This window comes from Nonomuraea sp. C10, from assembly GCF_008017515.1.
Classification (GTDB): Bacteria; Actinomycetota; Actinomycetes; order Streptosporangiales; family Streptosporangiaceae; genus Nonomuraea; species Nonomuraea ferruginea.
The window spans coordinates 738,429-757,756 of record NZ_VPFF01000001.1; the positions used below are offsets into that span (position 1 = coordinate 738,429).

Here is a 19,328-nt window from a genome sequence, read left to right on the forward strand (position 1 = left end):
CGTCTGCAGCGCGGGACCGCCGGGGCTTTTGGGGGAAAGCCGACCGGCCTGGACCGCCACCGGACCGGGGTCGGGCAGATTTGGGGGAACTGCCCGGCCCCGGTCTCATACCCACCGGAGCCGGGCGGCAGACCGCCCGGCTCCGACTTTTTGATCTTTGCGTATCGTACGGTTCCGTGACGAAGATCCTCATTGACTGCGATCCCGGCATCGACGACGCCATGGCCCTGGCCCTCGCGGCCGGCGCGCCCGGTCTGGAGGTCGTCGCCGTCACCACCGTGGGCGGCAACGCCGACCTGGCCGTGACCACCAGGAACGCGCTGGCGCTGCGGGAGTTCCTGGACCTGGGCGACATCCCGGTCGCCCCGGGAAGCCCCGGCGCCCTCCTGCACCCCGTCGTCCGCGCCGATCACGTGCACGGACCCACCGGCCTCGGCGCCGCCGTGCTCCCCGAACCGGTGCGCGCCGCGGCGGACGGGCACGCGGTCGACGTCATCATCGACACCCTGCGCGCAGCCCCCGGCGAGGTCACCCTCGTCGCGATCGGCCCGCTCACGAACATCGCGCTCGCCGTCCGCAGGGAGCCGCGCGTCGTGGAGTGGGCCCGCGACCTGGTCATCATGGGCGGCTCCTACACGCGCGGCAACCACAACCCGGCCGCCGAGTTCAACATGCTCGCCGACCCGGAGGCCGCCGCCATCGTCTTCAGGTCCGGCTGGACGGTGAAGATGCTGGGCCTGGACGTGACGCTCACCGCCGTCGTCACCTCCACGGTGCTCGACCGCATGCGGCCGCTCGGCCGTCTGGCCGAGTTCCTGATCCCCGCCGCCACCTCCTACGGCGTGGTCACCGCCGACGGCGGCCCCACCATCCACGACGCGTGCGCGGTGGCGTACGTGCTGGACCCGGCCCTGGTCACGATGACGCCGGCCGTGGTCGACGTGGAGACCAGGGGCGAGCACACCCGGGGCATGACCGTCGTGGACTTCCGGCCGATGGACCGTGTCCCCAACGCGCTCGTCGGCACCCACCTGGACGTGGACCGCTTCTGGGACACGATGCTGGACGCGTACGGCAGGCTGGCGGAGCGTCTGGGCTGACGCGTGCGTGGTGCGGGGAGTGTTCGGCGGCTGATACAGTTACACGTGTTGCGGGCGCCGCTAGCTCAGTTGGTCAGAGCAGCTGACTCTTAATCAGCGGGTCCGGGGTTCGAGTCCCTGGCGGCGCACCATCAAGAAACCCCGATTCGGTTCAGCCGGATCGGGGTTGTTTCATGTCCGGACCGGTTTCCGCGACGAGTCCTCCTCCGCCACCTGAGCCCGCGACAGGGCAGGAGTGAGTCTTTGCCTGTGAGCTGTCGAGGGTTGAGGGCATGGGGGAAGAGGCCAACGGAGGAGAGGAACGGTGACATGACAGATGTTTCCGGACAGGGGTCCGGCACCGGTGACCAGCGGCAGATTCTGACGAACCGGCAAGGCCACCCCGTATACGACAACCAGAACCAGCGCACGGTCGGCGCCAGAGGCCCCGCGACGCTGGAGAACTACCAGTTCCTGGAGAAGATCAGCCACTTCGACCGGGAGCGCATCCCGGAGCGGGTGGTGCACGCCCGCGGCGCGACCGCGTTCGGCTTCTTCGAAGCGTACGGGAAGATCGGCGACGAGCCGATCAGCCGCTACACCCGCGCGAAGCTGTTCCAGGAGGCGGGCAAGCGGACCGACGTGGCGCTGCGGTTCTCCACGGTCATCGGCGGCCGGGACTCGGCGGAGACGGCCCGCGACCCTCGGGGGTTCGCGGTCAAGTTCTACACCGAGGACGGCAACTGGGACCTGGTCGGCAACAACCTGGCCGTGTTCTTCATCCGGGACGCGATCAAGTTCCCCGACGTGATCCACTCGCTCAAGCCCGACCCGGTGACGTTCCGGCAGGAGCCCAACCGGATCTTCGACTTCATGTCGCAGACGCCCGAGTGCCTGCACATGCTGGTCAACCTGTTCAGCCCGCGCGGCATCCCGTCCGACTACCGCCACATGCAGGGGTTCGGCGTCAACACGTACAAGTGGGTCAACCAGCAGGGCGAGACCGTGCTGGTCAAGTACCACTGGATGCCCAAGCAGGGCGTGCGCAGCATGACCGAGCTGGACGCCGCCGTCGTCCAGGCCCAGGACCTGGGGCACGCCACCCGTGACCTGCACGAGGCGATCGACCGGGGCGACTACCCCGAGTGGGAGCTGCTCGTGCAGATGATGAGCGACGACGAGCACCCCGAGCTCGACTTCGATCCGCTCGACGACACCAAGGTGTGGCCGGAGAACGAGTTCCCGGCCAGGCCGGTCGGGCGGCTGGTGCTCAACCGCAACGTGTCGAACAACTTCGCCGAGAACGAGCAGATCTCCTTCGGCACCGGCGTGCTGGTCGACGGCCTGGACTTCTCCGACGACAAGATGCTCGTCGGCCGGACGTTCTCGTACAGCGACACCCAGCGTTACCGGGTCGGCCCCAACTACCTGCAGCTCCCGGTCAACCAGGCGAAGAACGCGGAGATCCGGACGAACCAGCGCGACGGTCAGATGACGTACTTCGTCGACACCGCCGGCGAGTCGCCGCACATCAACTACGAGCCGTCGCTGATCGACGGGCTGCGCGAGGCCGAGTACCCGACCGTCGACGAGGAGGGGCCGGTCATCTCCGGGCGGCTGACCCGCAAGCGCATCCCGAGGACCAACGACTACGCCCAGGCAGGGCAGCGTTACCTGCTCATGGAGGAATGGGAACGCGACGACCTGGTGGCCAACTTCACGGCGAACCTCAGGCAGTGCGACCGGCGCATCGCCGAGCGCATGGTCTGGCACTTCCTCATGGCCGAGGACGAGCTGGGCCTGCGCGTCGGCGAGGGGCTCGGCATCACGCCCGACGACGTGGCGCACCTGGAGCCGCTCGCGACCCAGGACCTCACCAAGGAGGAGCGGGAGCGCCTGGCGAACCTCGGCAGGAACGGGCCGCGCGACGTGCAGGGCCTGAAGATGACGCACTGCGTGCCGAACGAGCGCGCCGCGCGCGCCGAGCAGTAGTCCCGGACAGTCCCGGAAGTCACCCCAGGCGGCGGAGCAGGGCCTGCTTCGCCGCACTGAACTCCTCGTCCGTCAGCACGCCCTGGCGGTGCAGCTCGCCGAGCTCGGACAACTGGCCCAGGATCGTCTGCGTCTCCGCCGTCGTGCTCGGCGGCGGGGGCAGCTCGGCGGGCCCGCGCGGGATGCGGGCCAGGACGGCCGCCGCGACCAGGCAGGTCGTCCCGCCGAACCGCTGCACCCCCCACGACAGGCAGCGCGGGTCCTTCTGCGGCGGCCTGAGCGGGCCCTCGTCCTTGGGATGGAAACGCAGGACGCCGTAGCCCATGCCGCTCTGCGGCTTCCACTCCACGCCGGTCAGGTCGGCCACCGCGAACTCCTGCGGGCCCGCCTCGTCCTTGGCCGTCGAGGCGAAACCGGTCCACTCGACGCGCACGCGCTCGCCGTCGAAGCTCACCGTGCCGTCGCCCGCGGTCGCCGTGATCGGCACCTCCGGGCCGGGCAGCACGAAGTCCTCGCACGGCCCCGCAGCCGTCTGCCACACCGCGAGGCTGTCGCGGATCTCGTCGGCGAAGTACTCGGCCGCGCCGGTGCGGTCCTTCGGGATCTGCAACCGGTAAGGGTCGGCGGGCGCGGTGAGCGAGCCCGCCACCGCGTCGGTCAGCGGGTCGGCCCCCTTGCGCAGCCGCAGCCTGAGATGGCCGCCCTTGCGCGCGGGCTCGAACGTGGCGCTCGCGATCGCCTCCAGCGGGATGACCAGCTCTCCGAGCGCCTTGCGGATCTCGTGCACGTCGCGCCCGCTGCCCGGCACGATCCGCAGCGTCTCGCCGTCGAAGGTCCACACGCCGTCGGCAAGCGCGATCTCAGCCATGCGTTCCAGCCTAGTGGCCAGGAAACAATCCGGTAACGGCATTTGACCTGCCAAAACCGGACAAACTAACCTCCTCCATATTCTATAGAAAGTAGAATGTGGAGGACGTGGATGGACGGGCTGGCACGTGCGGCGATCGTCACCGACGTCACTGGACCAGTGGAGGTGCGCGAGTACGCCCTGCCGCGGCCCGGCCCGGGAGAGTTCGTGCTCCAGGTCGAGCTCTGCGGGATGTGCGGCACCGACGCGCACATCTACCGCGGCAGGCTGGCCAGCGTGCGCTTCCCCGCGCTGCTCGGGCACGAGATCGTCGGCCGGCTGGCCGCCCTCGGCGAAGGCGTCGAGGCGGACCACGCGGGCAGGCCGGTGGCCGTCGGCGACCAGGTCGGCGTCTTCCCGTCGCTGAGCTGCGGCCGGTGCTTCGAATGCCAGGTGCGGCACAGGCCGGCCAACTGCCCGGACCGCCGTCCTTCGTACGGGTTCGCCTCGCCCGCCGACCGTCCCCCGCACCTGACCGGCGGCTTCGCCACCCATCTGTACGCCTCGAACGCGGGCACGGTGTTCTACCGGACCGACCTGCCCGCCGAGGTCGCCGTGCTGCAGGAGCCCATGTCCGTGGCCCTGCACGGCGTGGAGCGCTCCGCGATCCGGATCGGCTCCACCGTCGTGGTCCAGGGCGTCGGCGCGATCGGTCTGATGGCCGTGGCCGCCGCCCGCGCCGCCGGCGCCGCCCGCGTGGTCGCCGTCGGCGGGCCCCGCGCCCGGCTGGACCTGGCCGCCGGACTGGGCGCCGACGCGGTGGTCGGCCTCGGCCAGAGCCCGGAGGAGCGCAGGCGGGCGGTCTTCGACGCGCTCGGACGCCAGGGAGCCGACGCCGTCATCGGCACGGCCGGCTCGCCCGAGTCGTTCGCCGAGGCGCTCGGCCTCGTCGCCGACGGCGGTGTGCTGGCCGAGCTCGGCAACTTCACCGACCGCGGCGCCATCCCCTTCAACCCCTACAGCGACCTGCTGAGGCGGGACATCACGATCGCCGGCGTGTACGGCGCCGGTCCCGACATGCAGCGCCGCTACCACCAGGCGCTGACGCTCCTGGAGCGCGGCGGCAGGCCGTACGAGCGCGTGGTGAGCCACCGCGTGCCGCTGGCCAGAGTCCGCGAGGCACTGGAAGCACTCGGCGGCGGCTACGCCCTCGACGGCAGGGACGTCGTGAAGCTCGCGATCGATCCGGTCGCCTGAACCCCCTTTCCCCCAAGGAGAAGTGTTGAGAAGCATTCGGCTCGTCGCGGCCACGGCCGTGCTCGGTCTGGCCGTCGCGGCCTGCGGTTCGTCGGCGGAGGAAGTCCCGGCCGACGGCGGCGGTCTCGGCACCGCGGAGAACCCGGTGTCGATCCGCGTCATCGCCAACGACGCGTTCGCCAAGCAGTGGCAGGACGGCCTCGTGCCCGAGTTCAACAAGAAGTACCCGAACATCAAGGTCACGATCGACGGCGTCCCGTACAACGACCAGCTCGCCAAGACGATGCTGGAGCTGACCGGCGCGAACGCCACCTACGACGCGGTGCTCGCCGATGACAACTGGCTGCCGCAGCTCGCCAAGACCGGCGCCCTGCACGACCTCAAGGGCACCGAGCTGGCGCAGTGGAACGATCCCGAGTACGACTGGGACGACATCCACCCGGCGCCGCTGGCGGCGGGGGAGTGGGAGGGCAAGCAGTACGCGGTGCCGGTCCGCTCCAACCTGCTGCTGATGTTCTACAACAAGACGCTCTACAAGAAGGCCGGGGTCGCCGAGCCGACCGCCGAGACCACCTGGGAGCAGTACTTCAAGGACGCCGAGAAGCTCGTCCAGGACACCGACGGCGACGGCGAGACCGACTCGTGGGCGGCGGCCACGTACTTCACCAAGGACCCGCTGACCCCCACGGTCTGGCAGACCGTGCTCGACTCCGACGGCGGTCAGCTGCTCGACGAGAACATGCGGGTCGCGTTCGACAACGAGGCGGGGGTCAAGGCCCTGCAGACGCAGGTGGACCTGCTCAAGTACGCGCCTCCCGGGGCGAGCACCTACCAGTTCAACGAGCCGCTGGAGGCGTTCCGCCAGGGCAAGGCGGCCACCATGTTCATGTGGGGCAGCGTCTTCAAGGGCACGGCCGTGGACAAGGAGACCACCACCCTGACCCCCGAGGAGGTCGGCATCACCACGCTGCCCGCCGGGACCGCCGCGCCGGGCGCGCACCGCGGCATCTGGACGGCGGGCATCTCCAAGAAGTCCCAGCACCCGGCCGCCGCCTGGACGTGGCTGCAGTGGGTCACCTCCAAGCAGGGCGAGCAGTTCACCGCCAAGGAGTTCGGCACGTTCCCCGCGCGGGTCTCCACGCTCGACGGAGAGCCGCCGGCCGACTGGGCCGAGCCGGTCTACAAGGCGCTCAAGGAGGGCTACGAGGTCGTCACCAAGGGCGAGATGTGGCGTCCGAGGCTGCCCGAGTCCGACGCCGTCCAGCAGATCCTGGCACTGCACACCAGCCAGGCCGTGTCCGGCCAGTCGACCGCACAGCAGGCGATCGAGGCGGCCGCCAGTGAGATCACGGCACTGCTGAAGTCCAAGGGCTACGGACAGTGAGACGCGTTCGCCTGGGAGAGCCGGGCACCGCCTGGCTCTTCCTGGCACCCGCTCTGATCCTGCTCGCGGGCATGCTGCTCTACCCGATCTTCTACACCCTCTGGGTGAGCGTGTCCGACTTCGACCTCGCCACCTTCCAGCCCGCCGGGTGGGTCGGCTGGCGCAACTACGAGGCCGTGCTGAACGACCCCGGTTTCCTGGAGTCGCTCCGGGTCACCGCGGTCTACCTGGTGATCGCGTTGCCGCTGCAGATGGTGCTCGGGTTCGCCATCGCGTTCCTGCTCAACGTCGCCTGGCGGGGGCGGGGCGTGCTGCGCGCGCTGTTCCTCATCCCGATGGTGGTGGCGCCGGTGGTCGCGGGCGGCGTCTGGCGGATGCTGCTCGACCCTCTCTGGGGCGTCGTCAACTACGCGCTCGGCCTGGTCGGGATCGGCCCGGTCGAGTGGATCGGCGACCCGACGCTGGCCATGGCGAGCCTGATCATCATCGACACGTGGCGCTGGACGCCGTTCGTGGTGCTCATCGCCGCGGCCGGGATCATGGCGCTGCCGGGTGACGTGTACGAGGCGGCCAAGTCCGACGGCGCGGGCCGGTGGGCCACGCTGCGGCACATCACGCTGCCGCTGCTGGTGCCGGTGATGGCCGCCGCGTTCGTGGTGCGCTGGCTGGGCGCGGTCAAGATGTTCGACATCGCGCTGGCCGCCACCAAGGGCGGGCCCGGCAACGCGACCAACGTGGTCAACCTCTACATCTACGAGAAGGGGTTCCGGAGCCTGGAGTTCGGCACGGCCTCCTCGATGGCCACGATCGTGCTGGTCCTGACGATGATCATCACCTATGTCCTGTTCAACGTGACCCGGCGTCTGGAGAACCGATGGTGAGGAGGTACGCGGCCATCACCGGGGCGATCCTGGTCACGCTGCTCTTCCTGTTTCCCGTCCTCTACATGGTCAGCATCTCCTTCAAGCTGCCCAAGGACATCTTCACGGTGCCGCCGAGGTGGCTGAGCGAGTTCACCCTCGACAACTACGTCAGCTACTTCCACCAGGCGCGCATCATGCCCCGGATGGTCAACACGGTCATCGTGGCGGTGGGCGCGTCGGTCATCTCCATGGTCGCCGGATCCATGGCGGGCTACGCGCTGTCGCGGATGCGCATGCGCGGCGCGGGCGTCGTGGGCGGGCTCATCCTGGCCTCCCGCGCGGTGCCGCCGATCGCGCTGGTCGTCCCGCTGTTCCTGGTGGCCAGGAAGCTAGGGCTGACCGACCAGTACATCACGGTGATCCTCGCGTACGTGACCTTCCTCGTGCCGTACGTGGTCTGGCTGATGCGGGCGTTCTTCCGGGGCCTGCCCAAGGAGCTGGAGGAGGCCGCGATGATCGACGGGTGCACCCGCTTCGGCGCGTTCTTCCGGATCATCGTGCCGACGAGCCTGACCGGGCTGGTCTCGACGCTGATCTTCTGCATCATCCTGGCCTGGGAGGAGCTGCTGTTCGCGCTCATCCTCACCAACGACAAGGCGGTCACCATCCCGGTGGCGATCGCCGGCATGGCGGCCGACACCGAGAAGGGCGGCATGTGGGGGCCGCTGGCCGCGGTCGGGGTGCTGACGGTGCTGCCCGTGGTGGTCTTCGCGCTGCTCGTGCAGAAGTACCTGATCAAGGGCCTCGCGGACGGCGCTACCAAGGGGTGATGGGCCGATGAAGATCACAGACGTGCGGGCCAGGGTCATCGAGCTGCCCTATCCGCGGCCTTTCGTGCCGTCGTGGGCTCCGGAGGGCGCGCACCGGGCGATGTCGGCGGTCATCGTCGAGGTCGAGACCGACGAGGGCATCGTCGGCGTGTCGGGCGGCGACATGGGGCACGGCACCGGCCCGATGCTGCTGGAGGCGATCCGCGGCTGGATCCGCCCGCAGCTCGTGGGCCTGGACGTGTTCGACACCACGCACGTCGCCAACCGGCTGCGGTACGTGGCCGAGTACGTCTTCCCGCGGCCCTGGGTCGTCGGCGTCGCGGTGTGGGACGCGGTGGGCAAGGCCTGCGGTCAGCCGCTGTACAAGCTGTGGGGCGGGCACTCGGGAGCGGTTCGCGCCTATGCGAGCTTCGGCGAGGTCCGCAGCCCGGAGCAGCGGGTGGAGGACAGTCTGAAGGTCGTCGAGGAGGGGTTCCTGGGCATCAAGCTGCGGGTCCACGCCGCGACGATCGCCGAGGACGTCGCCCAGGTGGCCGCCGTGCGCGAGGCCGTCGGACCGGACGTCGCGATCATGGTGGACGCCAACCAGGCCGCCGCCCGCTGGCGGTACGCGCCCGACGGCAGCCGGTTGATCTGGGACTACGACCGCGCCCTGACCACCGCCAGGGAGCTGGCCGATCTCGGCGTGGCCTGGCTGGAGGAGCCGATGCCCCGGCACGACTACCGCGCGCTGTGCGAGCTGACCGCGGCCGCGCCGATCCCGATCGCCGGCTGCGAGCACAACCGCGGCATCGGCCAGCTCGTGCGGATGCTGGAGGACGGGTGCTTCGACATCTTCCAGCCGGACGCCAACGAGAGCGAGGAGATCGGCGCGCTGCGCGACTTCGGCGCCATGGCCGCGGCCCGGCAGCGCAAGGTGATCCCGCACGCCTGGGCCACCGGCCTCGGCGTCGCGGGAAACCTGCAGCTCTGCGCGTCGCTGCCGAACTGCGACTGGCTGGAGTACCCGTACGACCCGCCGGTGATCGTCCCGGAGGTGTTCCACGCGATGCTGACGAAACCGCTGCTGCCGGACTCCTCCGGGCTCGTAGGCGTTCCGGAAGGACCGGGACTCGGTGTAGAGCTGGACCACGCGGCGATCGAGCCGCTCACTGTCCAGCGGGTCTGAAGGGCTCCCCCAACCATGGCCGAATCGCGTTCCCCCTTCCGCACCAAGGCGGATCTGGCAGCGGACCACATCAAGAATCTGATCATGTCAGGAGAGGCGCCACCCGGGATGAAGATCACCACCCGGATGGTCGCCGAGGCCGTGGGCATCAGCGAGACGCCGGTGCGCGAGGCCATCAAGCAGCTCTGCTCGGAGGAGTGGCTGGTCGAGCGCCCGCACGTCGGGGCCGTGGTGGCCGCGTACACCGTCGAGAACGTCCGCGAGCTCTACAGCGTCCGGGCCGCCCTGACCTCGCTGGCCCTGAAGCTGGACGGCCGGCCGCTGGCCGGCGACCGGCTGGCCGAGGTGGACGCGGTCCTCGCCGAGTGCGAGGTCGCCGTCGCGAAGCTGGACGTGGCCGCGTTCGCCCGGCTCAACCGGCGCTTCCACTCCCTGCTGTGCGACACCGAGAGCAGCAGGCTCACCCACCGCATGCTGCAGAGCCTGTGGGCCCGGACGGAGACCGCCCAGCGCGGCTTCCGCCTGGTGCCCTGGCGGCTGCCCGAATCGCACACCGAACACGTCGCCATCAGGAACGCCCTGGTGGCCGGCGACATCACCCTGGCCAGCGAGTTGCAGCACGCACACGAGATGGCCGCCATGAAAGCGCTGATCGACGGATTGCGGGAGACAGATGGCTGACACGGGAAGGGCACTCATCGGGGCCGAGTGGCGGGAGGCGGACGGCACGTTCACCGTCTACGCGCCCGCCACCGGGCAGCCGCTGGGCGAGGTCGCCGACTGCGGCCCCGAGCTGACGGCGCGGGCGGTCGACGCCGCCGCCGAGGCGTTCCCGGCCTGGCGTGCCATGCCCGCGCACGAGCGGGCCGACCTCATGCGGGCCGCCGCACGGGAGCTGGCGGCCAGAGCGGAGACGATCGGCGCGATCATGACGGCCGAGCAGGGCAAGCCGCTCGCCGAGGCGACCGGCGAGGTGCTGTCGGGGGCCGACCACCTGCTGTGGGCGGCAGAGGAGACCCGCCGCCTCTACGGTGAGACCGTGCCGGGCGCGCACGCCGACAACCGCATCTGGCTGCTGCCCGAACCGGTGGGCGTGGTGGCGGGCATCACGCCGTGGAACTTCCCGGTCTCCATGATCACCCGCAAACTGGGCCCGGCGCTGGCCGCCGGCTGCACGGTGGTGCTCAAGCCGGCCGAGCTGACCCCGCTGTCGGCCATCGCGGTCGCCGAGGCGTTCGTCGCCGCCGGGCTGCCGGCCGGCGTGTTCAACCTGGTCACCACGTCCCGCCCGGCGGAGTTCGGCGCGGTCGTCATGGCCGACCCGCGGGTGCGCAAGGTGTCGTTCACCGGCTCCACGGAGGTCGGCAGGGAGCTGATCAGGCAGAGCGCCCAGGACGTGAAACGGCTCAGCGTCGAGCTGGGCGGGCACGCGCCGGTGCTGGTCTTCCCCGACGCCGACCCGGTCGCCGCCGCCCGGGCCGTGGCCCGCAGCAAGTTCCTCAACGCCGGCCAGGCCTGCACCGCGCCCAACCGGATCTACGTGCACTCCTCGCTGGCCGCCGCCTTCACCGCCGAGCTGGTCCGCCGGGCCGAGGCGGCCGAGCTGGGGCCGCTCATCGACGAGCGGGCCGTGGCCAAGGTGACCAGGCACGTCGAGGACGCGCTGGCCCGCGGCGCCACGGCGCTGACCGGCGGCCGGGCCTCCGGCGGACGGGGCACGTCCTACCCGGCCACGGTGCTGTCCGGGGTCACCGACGACATGCTGATCTGCCGCGAGGAGACCTTCGGGCCGGTCGCCCCGGTGCTGGAGTTCGACGACTGCGACACGGTCGTCGCCCGCGCGAACGCGACCCCGTACGGACTGACCGCTTATGTGTGGACGAACGACCTGAACAGGACCATCCGGATCGCGGAGGAGTTGCAGTTCGGGATGGTCACCGTGAACGGCGGCCCGCTGGCGCCGCCGCAGGCGCCGTTCGGCGGGGTGAAGAGCAGCGGCTACGGCCGCGAGGGCGGCCACCACGGGGTGGCCGACTACCTGGAGTACAAGTACCTCAGCGTGGGGCTGGGGCGATGACGGAGAGCACGATGAAGACGAGCCCGCGCGCGGTCGCCGAGCGCGAGATCACCAGCAGGGTCGACCTGTGCCTGCCGAGCGGACGGCTCAACCCGGCCGCCGTCGGGTGGAGCCGCACCCCGCTGCACCGCGCCAACATCCGCGGCTGGGGCCGCACCATGCGCTGGGACTACTGGTGCGTGACCAGCCCGGAGCAGGTGTTCGCCTTCAGCGCGAGCAGCCTCGACTACCTGGCCGGCGAGGCGGCGTTCTTCCTGGACCGGCGCACCGGCGAGCAGGTGACGAGCAGGGGCCTGCTCGTGCCCGCCAGAGGCGTCTCGTTCTCCGCGCGCAGCGGCGAGGGCAGCGTGCGCATCGGCGCCGGTCCCGTCCGGATCAGCGTCGACGAGACCGCGGCCGGCACCCGGCTCCGGCTGAGGTCGGCCGAGCTGGACGCGGAGATCCTGGTGCACCGGGTTCCGGGCAGGGAGAGCCTGTCGCTGGTGGTGCCGTGGAGCGCCCGCCGCTTCCAGTACACGGTCAAGGACGTCGGCCGGCCCGCCGAGGGCACCGTCCGCGTCAACGGCAGGACGTACGAGTTCGCCACCGAGGACGCGCTGGCCACGCTCGACCTCGGCCGCGGCCGCTGGCCGGGGGAGGTCCTGTGGAACTGGGGCGCGGCCGCCGGCCGCCCCGGCGGCCGCGACGTGGCTATCCAGATCGGCGGCAAGTGGACCGACGGCACCGGCAGCGTGGAGAACGCGCTGATCCTCGACGGCCGCGTCCACAAGATCAGCGAGGAGCTGGTCTGGTACTACGACACGAGCGACTGGAACGCGCCCTGGCGGATCACCGGCGACCGGGTGGACCTGGAGTTCGTCCCCGAGCACGTACGCGAGGCCGACGTGCGGCGGGCGCTCTACATGCGCACCCGCGAGGCCCAGGCGTTCGGTCACTACCGGGGCACGGTCGTCGCGGACGACGGGGAGATCGTGGAGATCTCCGATCTGTACGGCTGGGCCGAAGAGGTCTACAGGCGCTGGTGAGGATGAGGATGGCAACGGTCATGGGACAGCGCGACGCCCTGCTGCACGAGGTGTCGGAGAACCTGCTCGACGTGCTGGTCGTCGGCGGCGGCGCGACCGGCGCCGGAGCCGCGCTGGACGCGGCCTCCCGGGGGCTCACCGTGGCCCTCGTCGAGGCCGGCGACCTGGCGTCGGGCACGTCGGGCAAGTCCAGCAGGCTGCTGCACGGCGGCGTGCGCTATCTGGAGCAGCTCAGGTTCGGGCTGGTGCGCGAGGCGCTGCACGAGCGCGGCCTCCTGCACGACCTGGCCCCGCACCTCGTGCGGCGGCTGTCCTTCCTGTATCCGCTCACCCACCGGATGTGGGAGCGCGGCTACGTGGGCGCCGGGCTCGCCCTCTACGACGGGCTCGCCGGGATCGGCGACCGGCACGGCTTCCGGCGGCACCGCCACCTCAGCCGGCGGGCGCTCCTGCGCGCCGCCCCGCCGCTGCGGCCCGACGCCGCGGTCGGCGCCCTCGCCTACGACGACGGGCAGGTGGACGACGCCCGGCTGGTGGTCACGCTGGCCCGCACCGCCGTGCGCGAGGGCGCCACCGTGCTCACCCGCGTGCGGGTCACCGGCCTCGCCACCCGGCCCGGCCACACGGTCGCCACCTGCGAGGACGTGCTCAGCGGCGAGCGGTTCGCGATCCGGGCGCGGCGCGTGGTGCTCGCCACCGGGCCGTGGTCGGAGCTCACCCAGCGGATGCTGGGCGTCTCCCCCGTACGGACGCGGGCCTCCAAGGGCGTGCACCTGGTGGTGCCCAAGTCGCGGCTGCCCATGTCGTCGGCGCTCATCGCGCGGACGGCGAGTTCGGTGCTGTTCGTGATCCCCGCGGGGGACGTGGTGCTCGTCGGGACCACAGACACGCCGTGGGAGATCGGGCCTGGGCCGGTGCTGCCGACCGGCTCCGACGTGCGCTACCTGCTCGACCAGGCCAACCGGTGGCTGCGCGAGCCGCTCACCGGGGACGACGTGGTCGGCGTGTACGCCGGGCTGCGGCCGCTGGTCGACGCCGGCTCCGGCTCCGGCGACACCCAGGCGGTGTCGCGCGAGCACGTGGTGCGGGAGGTGGCGCCCGGCTGCTTCGTCGTGGCGGGCGGGAAGCTGACCACCTACCGGGTGATGGCGCGCGACGCGGTCTCGGCCGCCGTCCGCGGGCTCGGCGCGCGCCGCTCCTCGACGGCCACCCTCCCGCTGGCCGGCGCCAGCGGCTTCGCCCAGGCCTGGGCCCGCCGCGACGCCGCCGCCGTCGCCGCCGGGGTGCCCGTCTCGGTGGTGGAGCGGCTGGCTCTGCGGTACGGATCCGACTACCGCGAGGTGCTCACCCTGGGCTCCGGCCCGCTCGGCGGCGGGACGCCGGGCTCCCTCCCTGGCGGGCCGCTGGAACCGATCCCCGGGGCGCCGTCGCTGCTGGGCGCCGAGGTGCTGTTCATGGCGGCGCACGAGGGTGCGCTCGGCGTGGACGACGTGCTGCGCCGGCGCAGCCGGGCCGGGCTGGAGGCGCGTGACGGCGGCGCCGCCGCGGCCCCGCACGTCGCCGCGCTGCTCGCCACCGCGCTCGGCCGCGACGCCGCCTGGGAAGCCGACCAGGTCGGACGGTACGTCGCCGCCGCGCGCATGACCGAGGAGGCCCTCGCCGTCGACCGCGACGCCGACCTCGTCCCCCTGCTGGCCCGCCTGCGGGAGGCCGCGTGACCTCGCGTGGCCGCGCCGGCCTTCTCGTCCTCGACCTGCCCCTGGAGGCCTCGTGACCGTCCTCGCCGTGGACGCCGGGACCACCGGCGTCACCGCGCTCGTCGTCGACGACGAGGGGCGGGTGCTGGCCAGGGGGAGCCGTGAGTTCCCGCAGCACTTTCCGAGGCCGGGGGAGGTGGAGCACGATCCGGACGACATCTGGGCCGCCGTGCTGGACGCCTGCCGCCAGGCGGTGGACGCGGCGGCGGTCCCGGTGTCGTGCCTGGGGCTGACCAACCAGCGGGAGACCGTCGTCATCTGGGACCGCGACACGCTCCGCCCGGCCCGGCGCGCGATCGTCTGGCAGGACCGCCGCTCCGCCGCCGTCTGCGAGGAGCTGCGCGAGTCCGGTGCCGAGGACCGGGTCCGGAAGGTCACCGGGCTCCGCCTGGACCCGTACTTCTCCGCCACGAAGCTCACCTGGCTGCGCCGCCACGACCCCGCCACCTGGGAGGGCGTCCGGTCCGGCAGGCTCGCGATCGGCACCGTCGACTCGTACCTGTTGGCCCGGCTCACCGGCGGACGGCTGCACGTCACCGACGTGTCCAACGCCTCCCGCACGCTGCTGCTCGACCTGGCCGCCGCCACCTGGTCCGCGGAGATGGCCGACCTGTTCGGGGTTCCGGCCGCCGCGCTGCCCGAGCTGGTGCCCTCCAGCGCGGTGCTCGGCGAGACGTCGCCGGAGGCCTTCCTCGGGCTGCGCCTGCCCATCGCGGGCGTCGCGGGCGACCAGCAGGCCGCGCTCTTCGGGCAGGCCGGCTTCACCGCGGGCGCCTCCAAATGCACGTACGGGACGGGCAGCTTCCTCCTGGTCAACACCGGCGACCAGCCCGCGTCCCCGGACTCCGGGCTGCTCTCCACCGTCGCCTGGCGGCTCGGCGACGGGCCCGTCCAGTACGCGCTGGAAGGGTCGGTGTTCGTCACCGGGGCCGCCGTGCAGTGGCTGCGCGACGGGCTGGGGCTGCTCGGCGCCACGGCCGACAGCGAGCGGCTGGCCGCCTCGGTGCCCGACTCCGGCGGCGCCGTCTTCGTACCGGCGCTCACCGGTCTCGGCACCCCGCACTGGGACCCGTACGCCAGGGGAGCGCTCCTCGGTGTCAGCCGCGGCACCACCGCCGCGCACGTCGCCCGCGCGGTGCTGGACGGGATCGCGTTCCAGATCCGCGACGTGGTGGACGCCTCCGGGGTGGACATCACCCGGCTGGCCGTCGACGGCGGCGCCGCGGCCAACGACCTGCTCTGCCAGATCCAGGCCGACCGGCTCGGCCGGCCCGTCGTCCGGCCGGCCGGGACCGAGACGACCGGGCTCGGCGCCGCCTTCCTCGCCGGTCTGGCCACCGGGGTGTGGGCCGGCCCGGACGAGCTCGCCCGGGCCTGGCGGGCGGCCCGCGAGTTCACCCCCCGGCCGTCGCCGGAGTCCGAGCTCCGGCGCTGGCGCAGGGCGGTCGCCCTCGTACGCGACTTCGGCTCAGCCGCCTGACGCGGTGCGGGCGCCCGCGCTCGCCTAGCGGCTGACTCCGTCGGTGGTGCGGTCGAGGAGCGCCAGGTCGGCGCGGCGGGGGAGGCTCTCCCAGTCGCCCTGGGAGGTGACCGCGAACGCCCCCGCGGCGCAGGCGGTGCGCAGCCGGTGCTCGGGCTCGGCGCCCTCCAGCCAGTCGGCCAGCCATCCGGCGGCGAACGCGTCCCCCGCGCCCACCGGGTCCACCTCGGTGACCTGGTAGGCGGACGCCCGGTACGCGACGCCGTCGGACAGTTCGACAGCCCCCCGCGAGCCCAGCTTGACCAGCACGTGGCGCGGGCCCAGCGCGGCCAGCGCCTCCGCCACCGCGACCGGCCCCTCCGGGACGGCTCCTTCCGCGTCCTCGTGCGGCGGGGTCGGGAAGGTGTCCGGCAGGAGCAGGCGGGCCTCCTCCTCCGTGGCGAACAGCATGTCCACCTGGCCGATCACCTCGCGCAGCCAGGCGCCCGCCTCCGCCGGGGACCACAGGGCCTTGCGGTAGTTGACGTCCAGGGACACCGGGACTCCCGCGCTCCGCGCCACCTCGACGGCGTGCCGTACGGTCGCGCGGGCGGAATCCGACAGGGCCGGGGTGATCGCGGTGACGTGCAGCACGCGGGCACCCCTGATCAGGTCCGGGTCCAGGTCCTCCGGACGGATGCGCGAGCCGGCGCTGCCCGCGCGGTAGTAGCGGACGTCGATGTGGTCGGCCGTGCGGCGGCCCTTGATCATCAGGCCCGTCGGCGCCTCCAGGTCGGGGACGGCACGCACGTCCACGCCCTCGCCCGCGAGGGCCGAGCGGATCAGGTCGCCGAAGTCGTCGGCGCCCACCCGGCCCGCCCAGCAGGCCGTGCGGCCCAGCCGGGCGACGCCGATCGCCACGTTGGACTCGGCGCCGCCGAGCCCCAGGTCGAAGTCGCGGGCGAAGCGCAGCGGGCCGGTGCGGCGGGCCGCGAACAGGGCCATCGTCTCGCCGAAGGTCACCAGGTCTGTCATCGGATTGAGTTCGGGCACGCATGAAAACCTATTTCGGCGCGCGCCCGTATGCCAATCGTCAGGATCTGAGGGCTCCGGCCGGGGGCGACCCGTCAGCGGCGGCTCGGTGGTGGTTCAGGTGCGGGGACGGATAGGAGGGGGGCGACTCCGGAGGTGGCGTCGCCGAGCCATTCGAGGGTGCGGCGGGCGTCCTTGACGACGGTGGCCACGCTGACGGCCAGGGCGACGGCGGCGACCAGCGCCAGCGCGGGAGACAGGAGCCCGAGCCGTCTGGGCCGGGACGCCGGCAGGCAGGCCAGCGCCCACGAGCGGGTCTCCTCGCGCGGCCGGTCGAGCCAGCCGCGCAGGCGCGGCCAGGCGTGGAAGAGCGCGGCGGTGGCGGGCACGAGGCGGTCGCCGGTGACGGCCACCAGGGTGCCGGCGTCGGTGCGGGCGGGCGGGACGGCGACGCTGGGCCGGACCAGCAGCCCCGACTCCAGCAGCCGGGACAGGACGGGCTCGTCGAGGGAGGGGGCGGCGGCCGGTGGCGCGCCGGGGGCCAGCTCGACCAGGAGGTCCCTCAGCCGGTCCCGCTCGACGGCGGTCAAGGACGCGTACAGCTCCTCGGCCACCTCGCCCAGCGCGGGCGGCCCCGGCAGGGACGGCACCCGGGCCGACGTCGGGAGCGGCAGGGCGGAGGCCGGGGGCCGGGACGACGGGTCCTTGGACAGGGCGCGCGCCACCCGGTCGCGCAGCCGCGGCGGGAGAGCCGTCAGGTCGGGGTCGCAGGACAGCAGCCGGTGCATGACCTCGCCCATGGAGCCGCCGCGGAACGGGTCGTCGCCCGTGGCCGCGAACAGCACCAGCGCGCCCCAGGCGAACACGTCGCCCGCCGCGCCGCCCGGCTGCCCCGTGACGACCTCGGGGGCGAGGTAGGTGCGGGTGCCGCCGATCGAGCCGGGCACGCCGGGGCAGATCACCTTCGGGCCGTCGCCGGTGAGCAGCACCTTGCCCGGCCGCAGGTCGCCGTGGGCGAGCCCGGCGGCGTGGAGACAGGCGAGCGCGGACGCCACCGCCGTGGCCAGCGCGACCAGCTCCTCACCCGCGTACGGGCCGTGCAGGGAGATCGCCTCCCGCAGGGACGGCCCGCTCGCGAACTCGCTCACCACGTAGGCGGGCGTGCCGCCGGACCGGACTTCGAGGACGCTCGCGAGGTGCGGGTGGGTCACGGGCCGGACGCGGGGGAGGGGACCGCGCGGCACCCTGACCGCGAACCTGCGCCCCTCGTCGTCGTAGGCGTCGTAGACCACGCCGTGGCGGCCCGCGCCGAGCCGCCCCGCCAGCCAGTAGCCGCCGAGCCTCTCGGGATCACCAGGCACCGAGCGCATCATCGAAAGGCTTAGACGCACCACGACGAGAATTTGTTGCGCACGGCTCCCAGAACGCCACAGGCCCCCCGCGCGCCTCGGGGAGCCCGTGGGTAAAGATCATTATTACAGCAATCCGGATCTTGCTTGCCAATCGGGCCGCAGCACGGACATGACGAGGGAGTCGTACCACTCGCCGTCCCAGCGCAGCGCGTCGCGGAGCCGGCCCTCCTCCACGAAGCCGAGCTTCTCGTAGACGTGGCGGGCCCGGTCGTTGAACGCGAACACCTCCAGGCCCACCCGGTGCAGCGGCGTGGTGCGGAAGGCGTGGTCGAGGGCGAGCGTGATGGCCTCGGTGCCGTAGCCCCTGCCGAAGGCCCGGGCGCCGATGAGCGCGATGCGCAGGTTGCACGACAGGTTGGGCTCGTCGAGCTCGTTGAGCACGACCTCGCCCACGTAGTCGCCGCCGGCCTCGATGGCCAGGTCGAGGCGGTCCGCCTGGCCGGCCCGCGTGGCGCACCAGCGCCGGCACGCCTCCAGCTCGAAGGCGGCGTGGGAGCCGGTCAGCCGCCGCACCTCGGGATCGGAGACCAGCGCGAACAGGCCGTCGGCGTGCTCGGCCCCCACCGGCCGCAGCGTCACCCGCTCGCCGGTCAGCACGGGTTTGTCGGAGAACATCGCCCCTGGTTATCAGTCCCGGCCGGGCGCGGGCAAACCCGAATCGCGCAGCACGGCCGCCAGCACCTCCTCCGGTTTGAGCACGCCCACGTCGTACTTCAGGTCCGCAACTTCACGGAAGTACGGCTCGCGCCGGGCGCGCAGGGCGGCCGGGGCGAATTCGGGCCGGTGGTCGCTGGTGCGCATCCGCTGGGTGAGCACCTCGTCGTCGGCGTCCAGCCAGATCACCGTGGCGGCGCGCATCGCCTCGCGGGCCCGCTCGTCGTCGAGCGTGCTGGCCGCCGCGGCGATCACCTTGGGCTCGCCGGCGAGCTCCTCGATCAGGTGCTCGGCCTCTCGCTCGTGCAGCACGTCGGCTCCCTCGCGGGCGGCGATCTCCGCGGACGGGCCTCCGTATCTCGACCGCAGAAAGGAGTCGCTGTCGCTGAACGGAAGGCCGAGAGCCTCGGCGACGAGGCGACCTGTCGTGCTCTTACCGCTGCCCATCAGCCCGATTAACACGATTGGTTTGTTTTTCTTCATGTGGATAGA

The 19,328-nt window shown here is 72.4% G+C and carries 17 protein-coding genes and 1 tRNA gene; 13 read left to right on the forward strand and 5 right to left on the reverse strand.

Annotated features, from left to right (window positions below; translation table 11 throughout):
• The first annotated feature begins 176 nt into the window (after positions 1–176).
• The 3 genes from FR742_RS03450 to FR742_RS03460 all read left to right on the forward strand — a co-directional run bounded on the left by FR742_RS03450 (position 177) and on the right by FR742_RS03460 (position 3,071).
• A complete protein-coding gene (locus FR742_RS03450; protein WP_222708824.1) occupies positions 177–1,100 on the forward strand; it encodes a nucleoside hydrolase in 924 nt (307 codons plus the stop codon).
• Between the two features lie 54 nt (positions 1,101–1,154).
• Positions 1,155–1,231: transfer RNA gene (locus FR742_RS03455), tRNA-Lys, on the forward strand.
• A 178-nt stretch (positions 1,232–1,409) separates the two neighbouring features.
• Positions 1,410–3,071 (forward strand): catalase, encoded by a 1,662-nt coding sequence (locus tag FR742_RS03460; RefSeq protein WP_148029564.1) that lies wholly within the window; start codon positions 1,410–1,412, stop codon positions 3,069–3,071.
• A gap of 19 nt (positions 3,072–3,090) precedes the next feature.
• Here FR742_RS03460 and FR742_RS03465 read toward each other — a convergent pair whose 3' ends face one another.
• Complete coding sequence (locus tag FR742_RS03465) at positions 3,091–3,939, reverse strand: DUF4429 domain-containing protein (RefSeq protein ID WP_148029565.1); 849 nt, start codon at positions 3,937–3,939, stop codon at positions 3,091–3,093.
• 111 nt (positions 3,940–4,050) lie between these two features.
• Here FR742_RS03465 and FR742_RS03470 point away from each other — a divergent pair, with 111 nt between their 5' ends.
• Genes FR742_RS03470 through FR742_RS03515 form a run of 10 tightly spaced genes read left to right on the forward strand, consistent with a single transcriptional unit; the run spans position 4,051 to position 15,759 of the window.
• Positions 4,051–5,175, forward strand: coding sequence for a zinc-binding dehydrogenase (locus tag FR742_RS03470; protein ID WP_222708825.1), 1,125 nt, complete (start codon positions 4,051–4,053; stop codon positions 5,173–5,175).
• Between the two features lie 22 nt (positions 5,176–5,197).
• Positions 5,198–6,559 (forward strand): ABC transporter substrate-binding protein, encoded by a 1,362-nt coding sequence (locus tag FR742_RS03475; RefSeq protein WP_148029567.1) that lies wholly within the window; start codon positions 5,198–5,200, stop codon positions 6,557–6,559.
• Positions 6,556–7,440 (forward strand): carbohydrate ABC transporter permease, encoded by an 885-nt coding sequence (locus tag FR742_RS03480; RefSeq protein WP_222708826.1) that lies wholly within the window; start codon positions 6,556–6,558, stop codon positions 7,438–7,440. Before FR742_RS03475 ends, FR742_RS03480 begins: the two co-directional genes overlap by 4 nt.
• Positions 7,434–8,252, forward strand: a complete 819-nt coding sequence (locus FR742_RS03485; protein WP_148029568.1) for a carbohydrate ABC transporter permease — start codon at positions 7,434–7,436, stop codon at positions 8,250–8,252. The genes FR742_RS03480 and FR742_RS03485 overlap by 7 nt, the downstream gene beginning before the upstream one ends.
• Before the next feature lie 7 nt (positions 8,253–8,259).
• On the forward strand, positions 8,260–9,420 hold the full coding sequence (locus FR742_RS03490; protein ID WP_148029569.1) for a mandelate racemase/muconate lactonizing enzyme family protein: 1,161 nt from the start codon (positions 8,260–8,262) through the stop codon (positions 9,418–9,420).
• 15 nt (positions 9,421–9,435) lie between these two features.
• Complete coding sequence (locus FR742_RS03495; protein ID WP_148029570.1) at positions 9,436–10,101, forward strand: GntR family transcriptional regulator; 666 nt, start codon at positions 9,436–9,438, stop codon at positions 10,099–10,101.
• Positions 10,094–11,497: an NAD-dependent succinate-semialdehyde dehydrogenase gene (locus FR742_RS03500; RefSeq protein WP_148029571.1), complete on the forward strand. Its 1,404-nt coding sequence runs from the start codon at positions 10,094–10,096 to the stop codon at positions 11,495–11,497. Before FR742_RS03495 ends, FR742_RS03500 begins: the two co-directional genes overlap by 8 nt.
• A gap of 11 nt (positions 11,498–11,508) precedes the next feature.
• A complete protein-coding gene (locus FR742_RS03505) occupies positions 11,509–12,522 on the forward strand; it encodes a DUF2804 domain-containing protein (protein WP_148029572.1) in 1,014 nt (337 codons plus the stop codon).
• Positions 12,523–12,542: 20 nt separating this feature from the next.
• Complete coding sequence (locus FR742_RS03510; RefSeq protein ID WP_187280972.1) at positions 12,543–14,240, forward strand: glycerol-3-phosphate dehydrogenase/oxidase; 1,698 nt, start codon at positions 12,543–12,545, stop codon at positions 14,238–14,240.
• A gap of 52 nt (positions 14,241–14,292) precedes the next feature.
• Positions 14,293–15,759: a glycerol kinase GlpK gene (locus FR742_RS03515; protein WP_148029574.1), complete on the forward strand. Its 1,467-nt coding sequence runs from the start codon at positions 14,293–14,295 to the stop codon at positions 15,757–15,759.
• A gap of 24 nt (positions 15,760–15,783) precedes the next feature.
• Here the strand turns inward: FR742_RS03515 and FR742_RS03520 are convergent, their stop codons facing one another.
• The 4 genes from FR742_RS03520 to FR742_RS03535 all read right to left on the reverse strand — a co-directional run bounded on the left by FR742_RS03520 (position 15,784) and on the right by FR742_RS03535 (position 19,319).
• Positions 15,784–16,791, reverse strand: a complete 1,008-nt coding sequence (locus FR742_RS03520) for a sugar kinase (RefSeq protein ID WP_261808339.1) — start codon at positions 16,789–16,791, stop codon at positions 15,784–15,786.
• Between the two features lie 74 nt (positions 16,792–16,865).
• On the reverse strand, positions 16,866–18,131 hold the full coding sequence (locus FR742_RS03525; RefSeq protein WP_187280973.1) for a serine/threonine-protein kinase: 1,266 nt from the start codon (positions 18,129–18,131) through the stop codon (positions 16,866–16,868).
• A 114-nt stretch (positions 18,132–18,245) separates the two neighbouring features.
• Positions 18,246–18,797, reverse strand: coding sequence for a GNAT family N-acetyltransferase (locus FR742_RS03530; RefSeq protein ID WP_148029576.1), 552 nt, complete (start codon positions 18,795–18,797; stop codon positions 18,246–18,248).
• 12 nt (positions 18,798–18,809) lie between these two features.
• On the reverse strand, positions 18,810–19,319 hold the full coding sequence (locus tag FR742_RS03535; RefSeq protein ID WP_261808340.1) for a shikimate kinase: 510 nt from the start codon (positions 19,317–19,319) through the stop codon (positions 18,810–18,812).
• Positions 19,320–19,328: the final 9 nt, after the last annotated feature.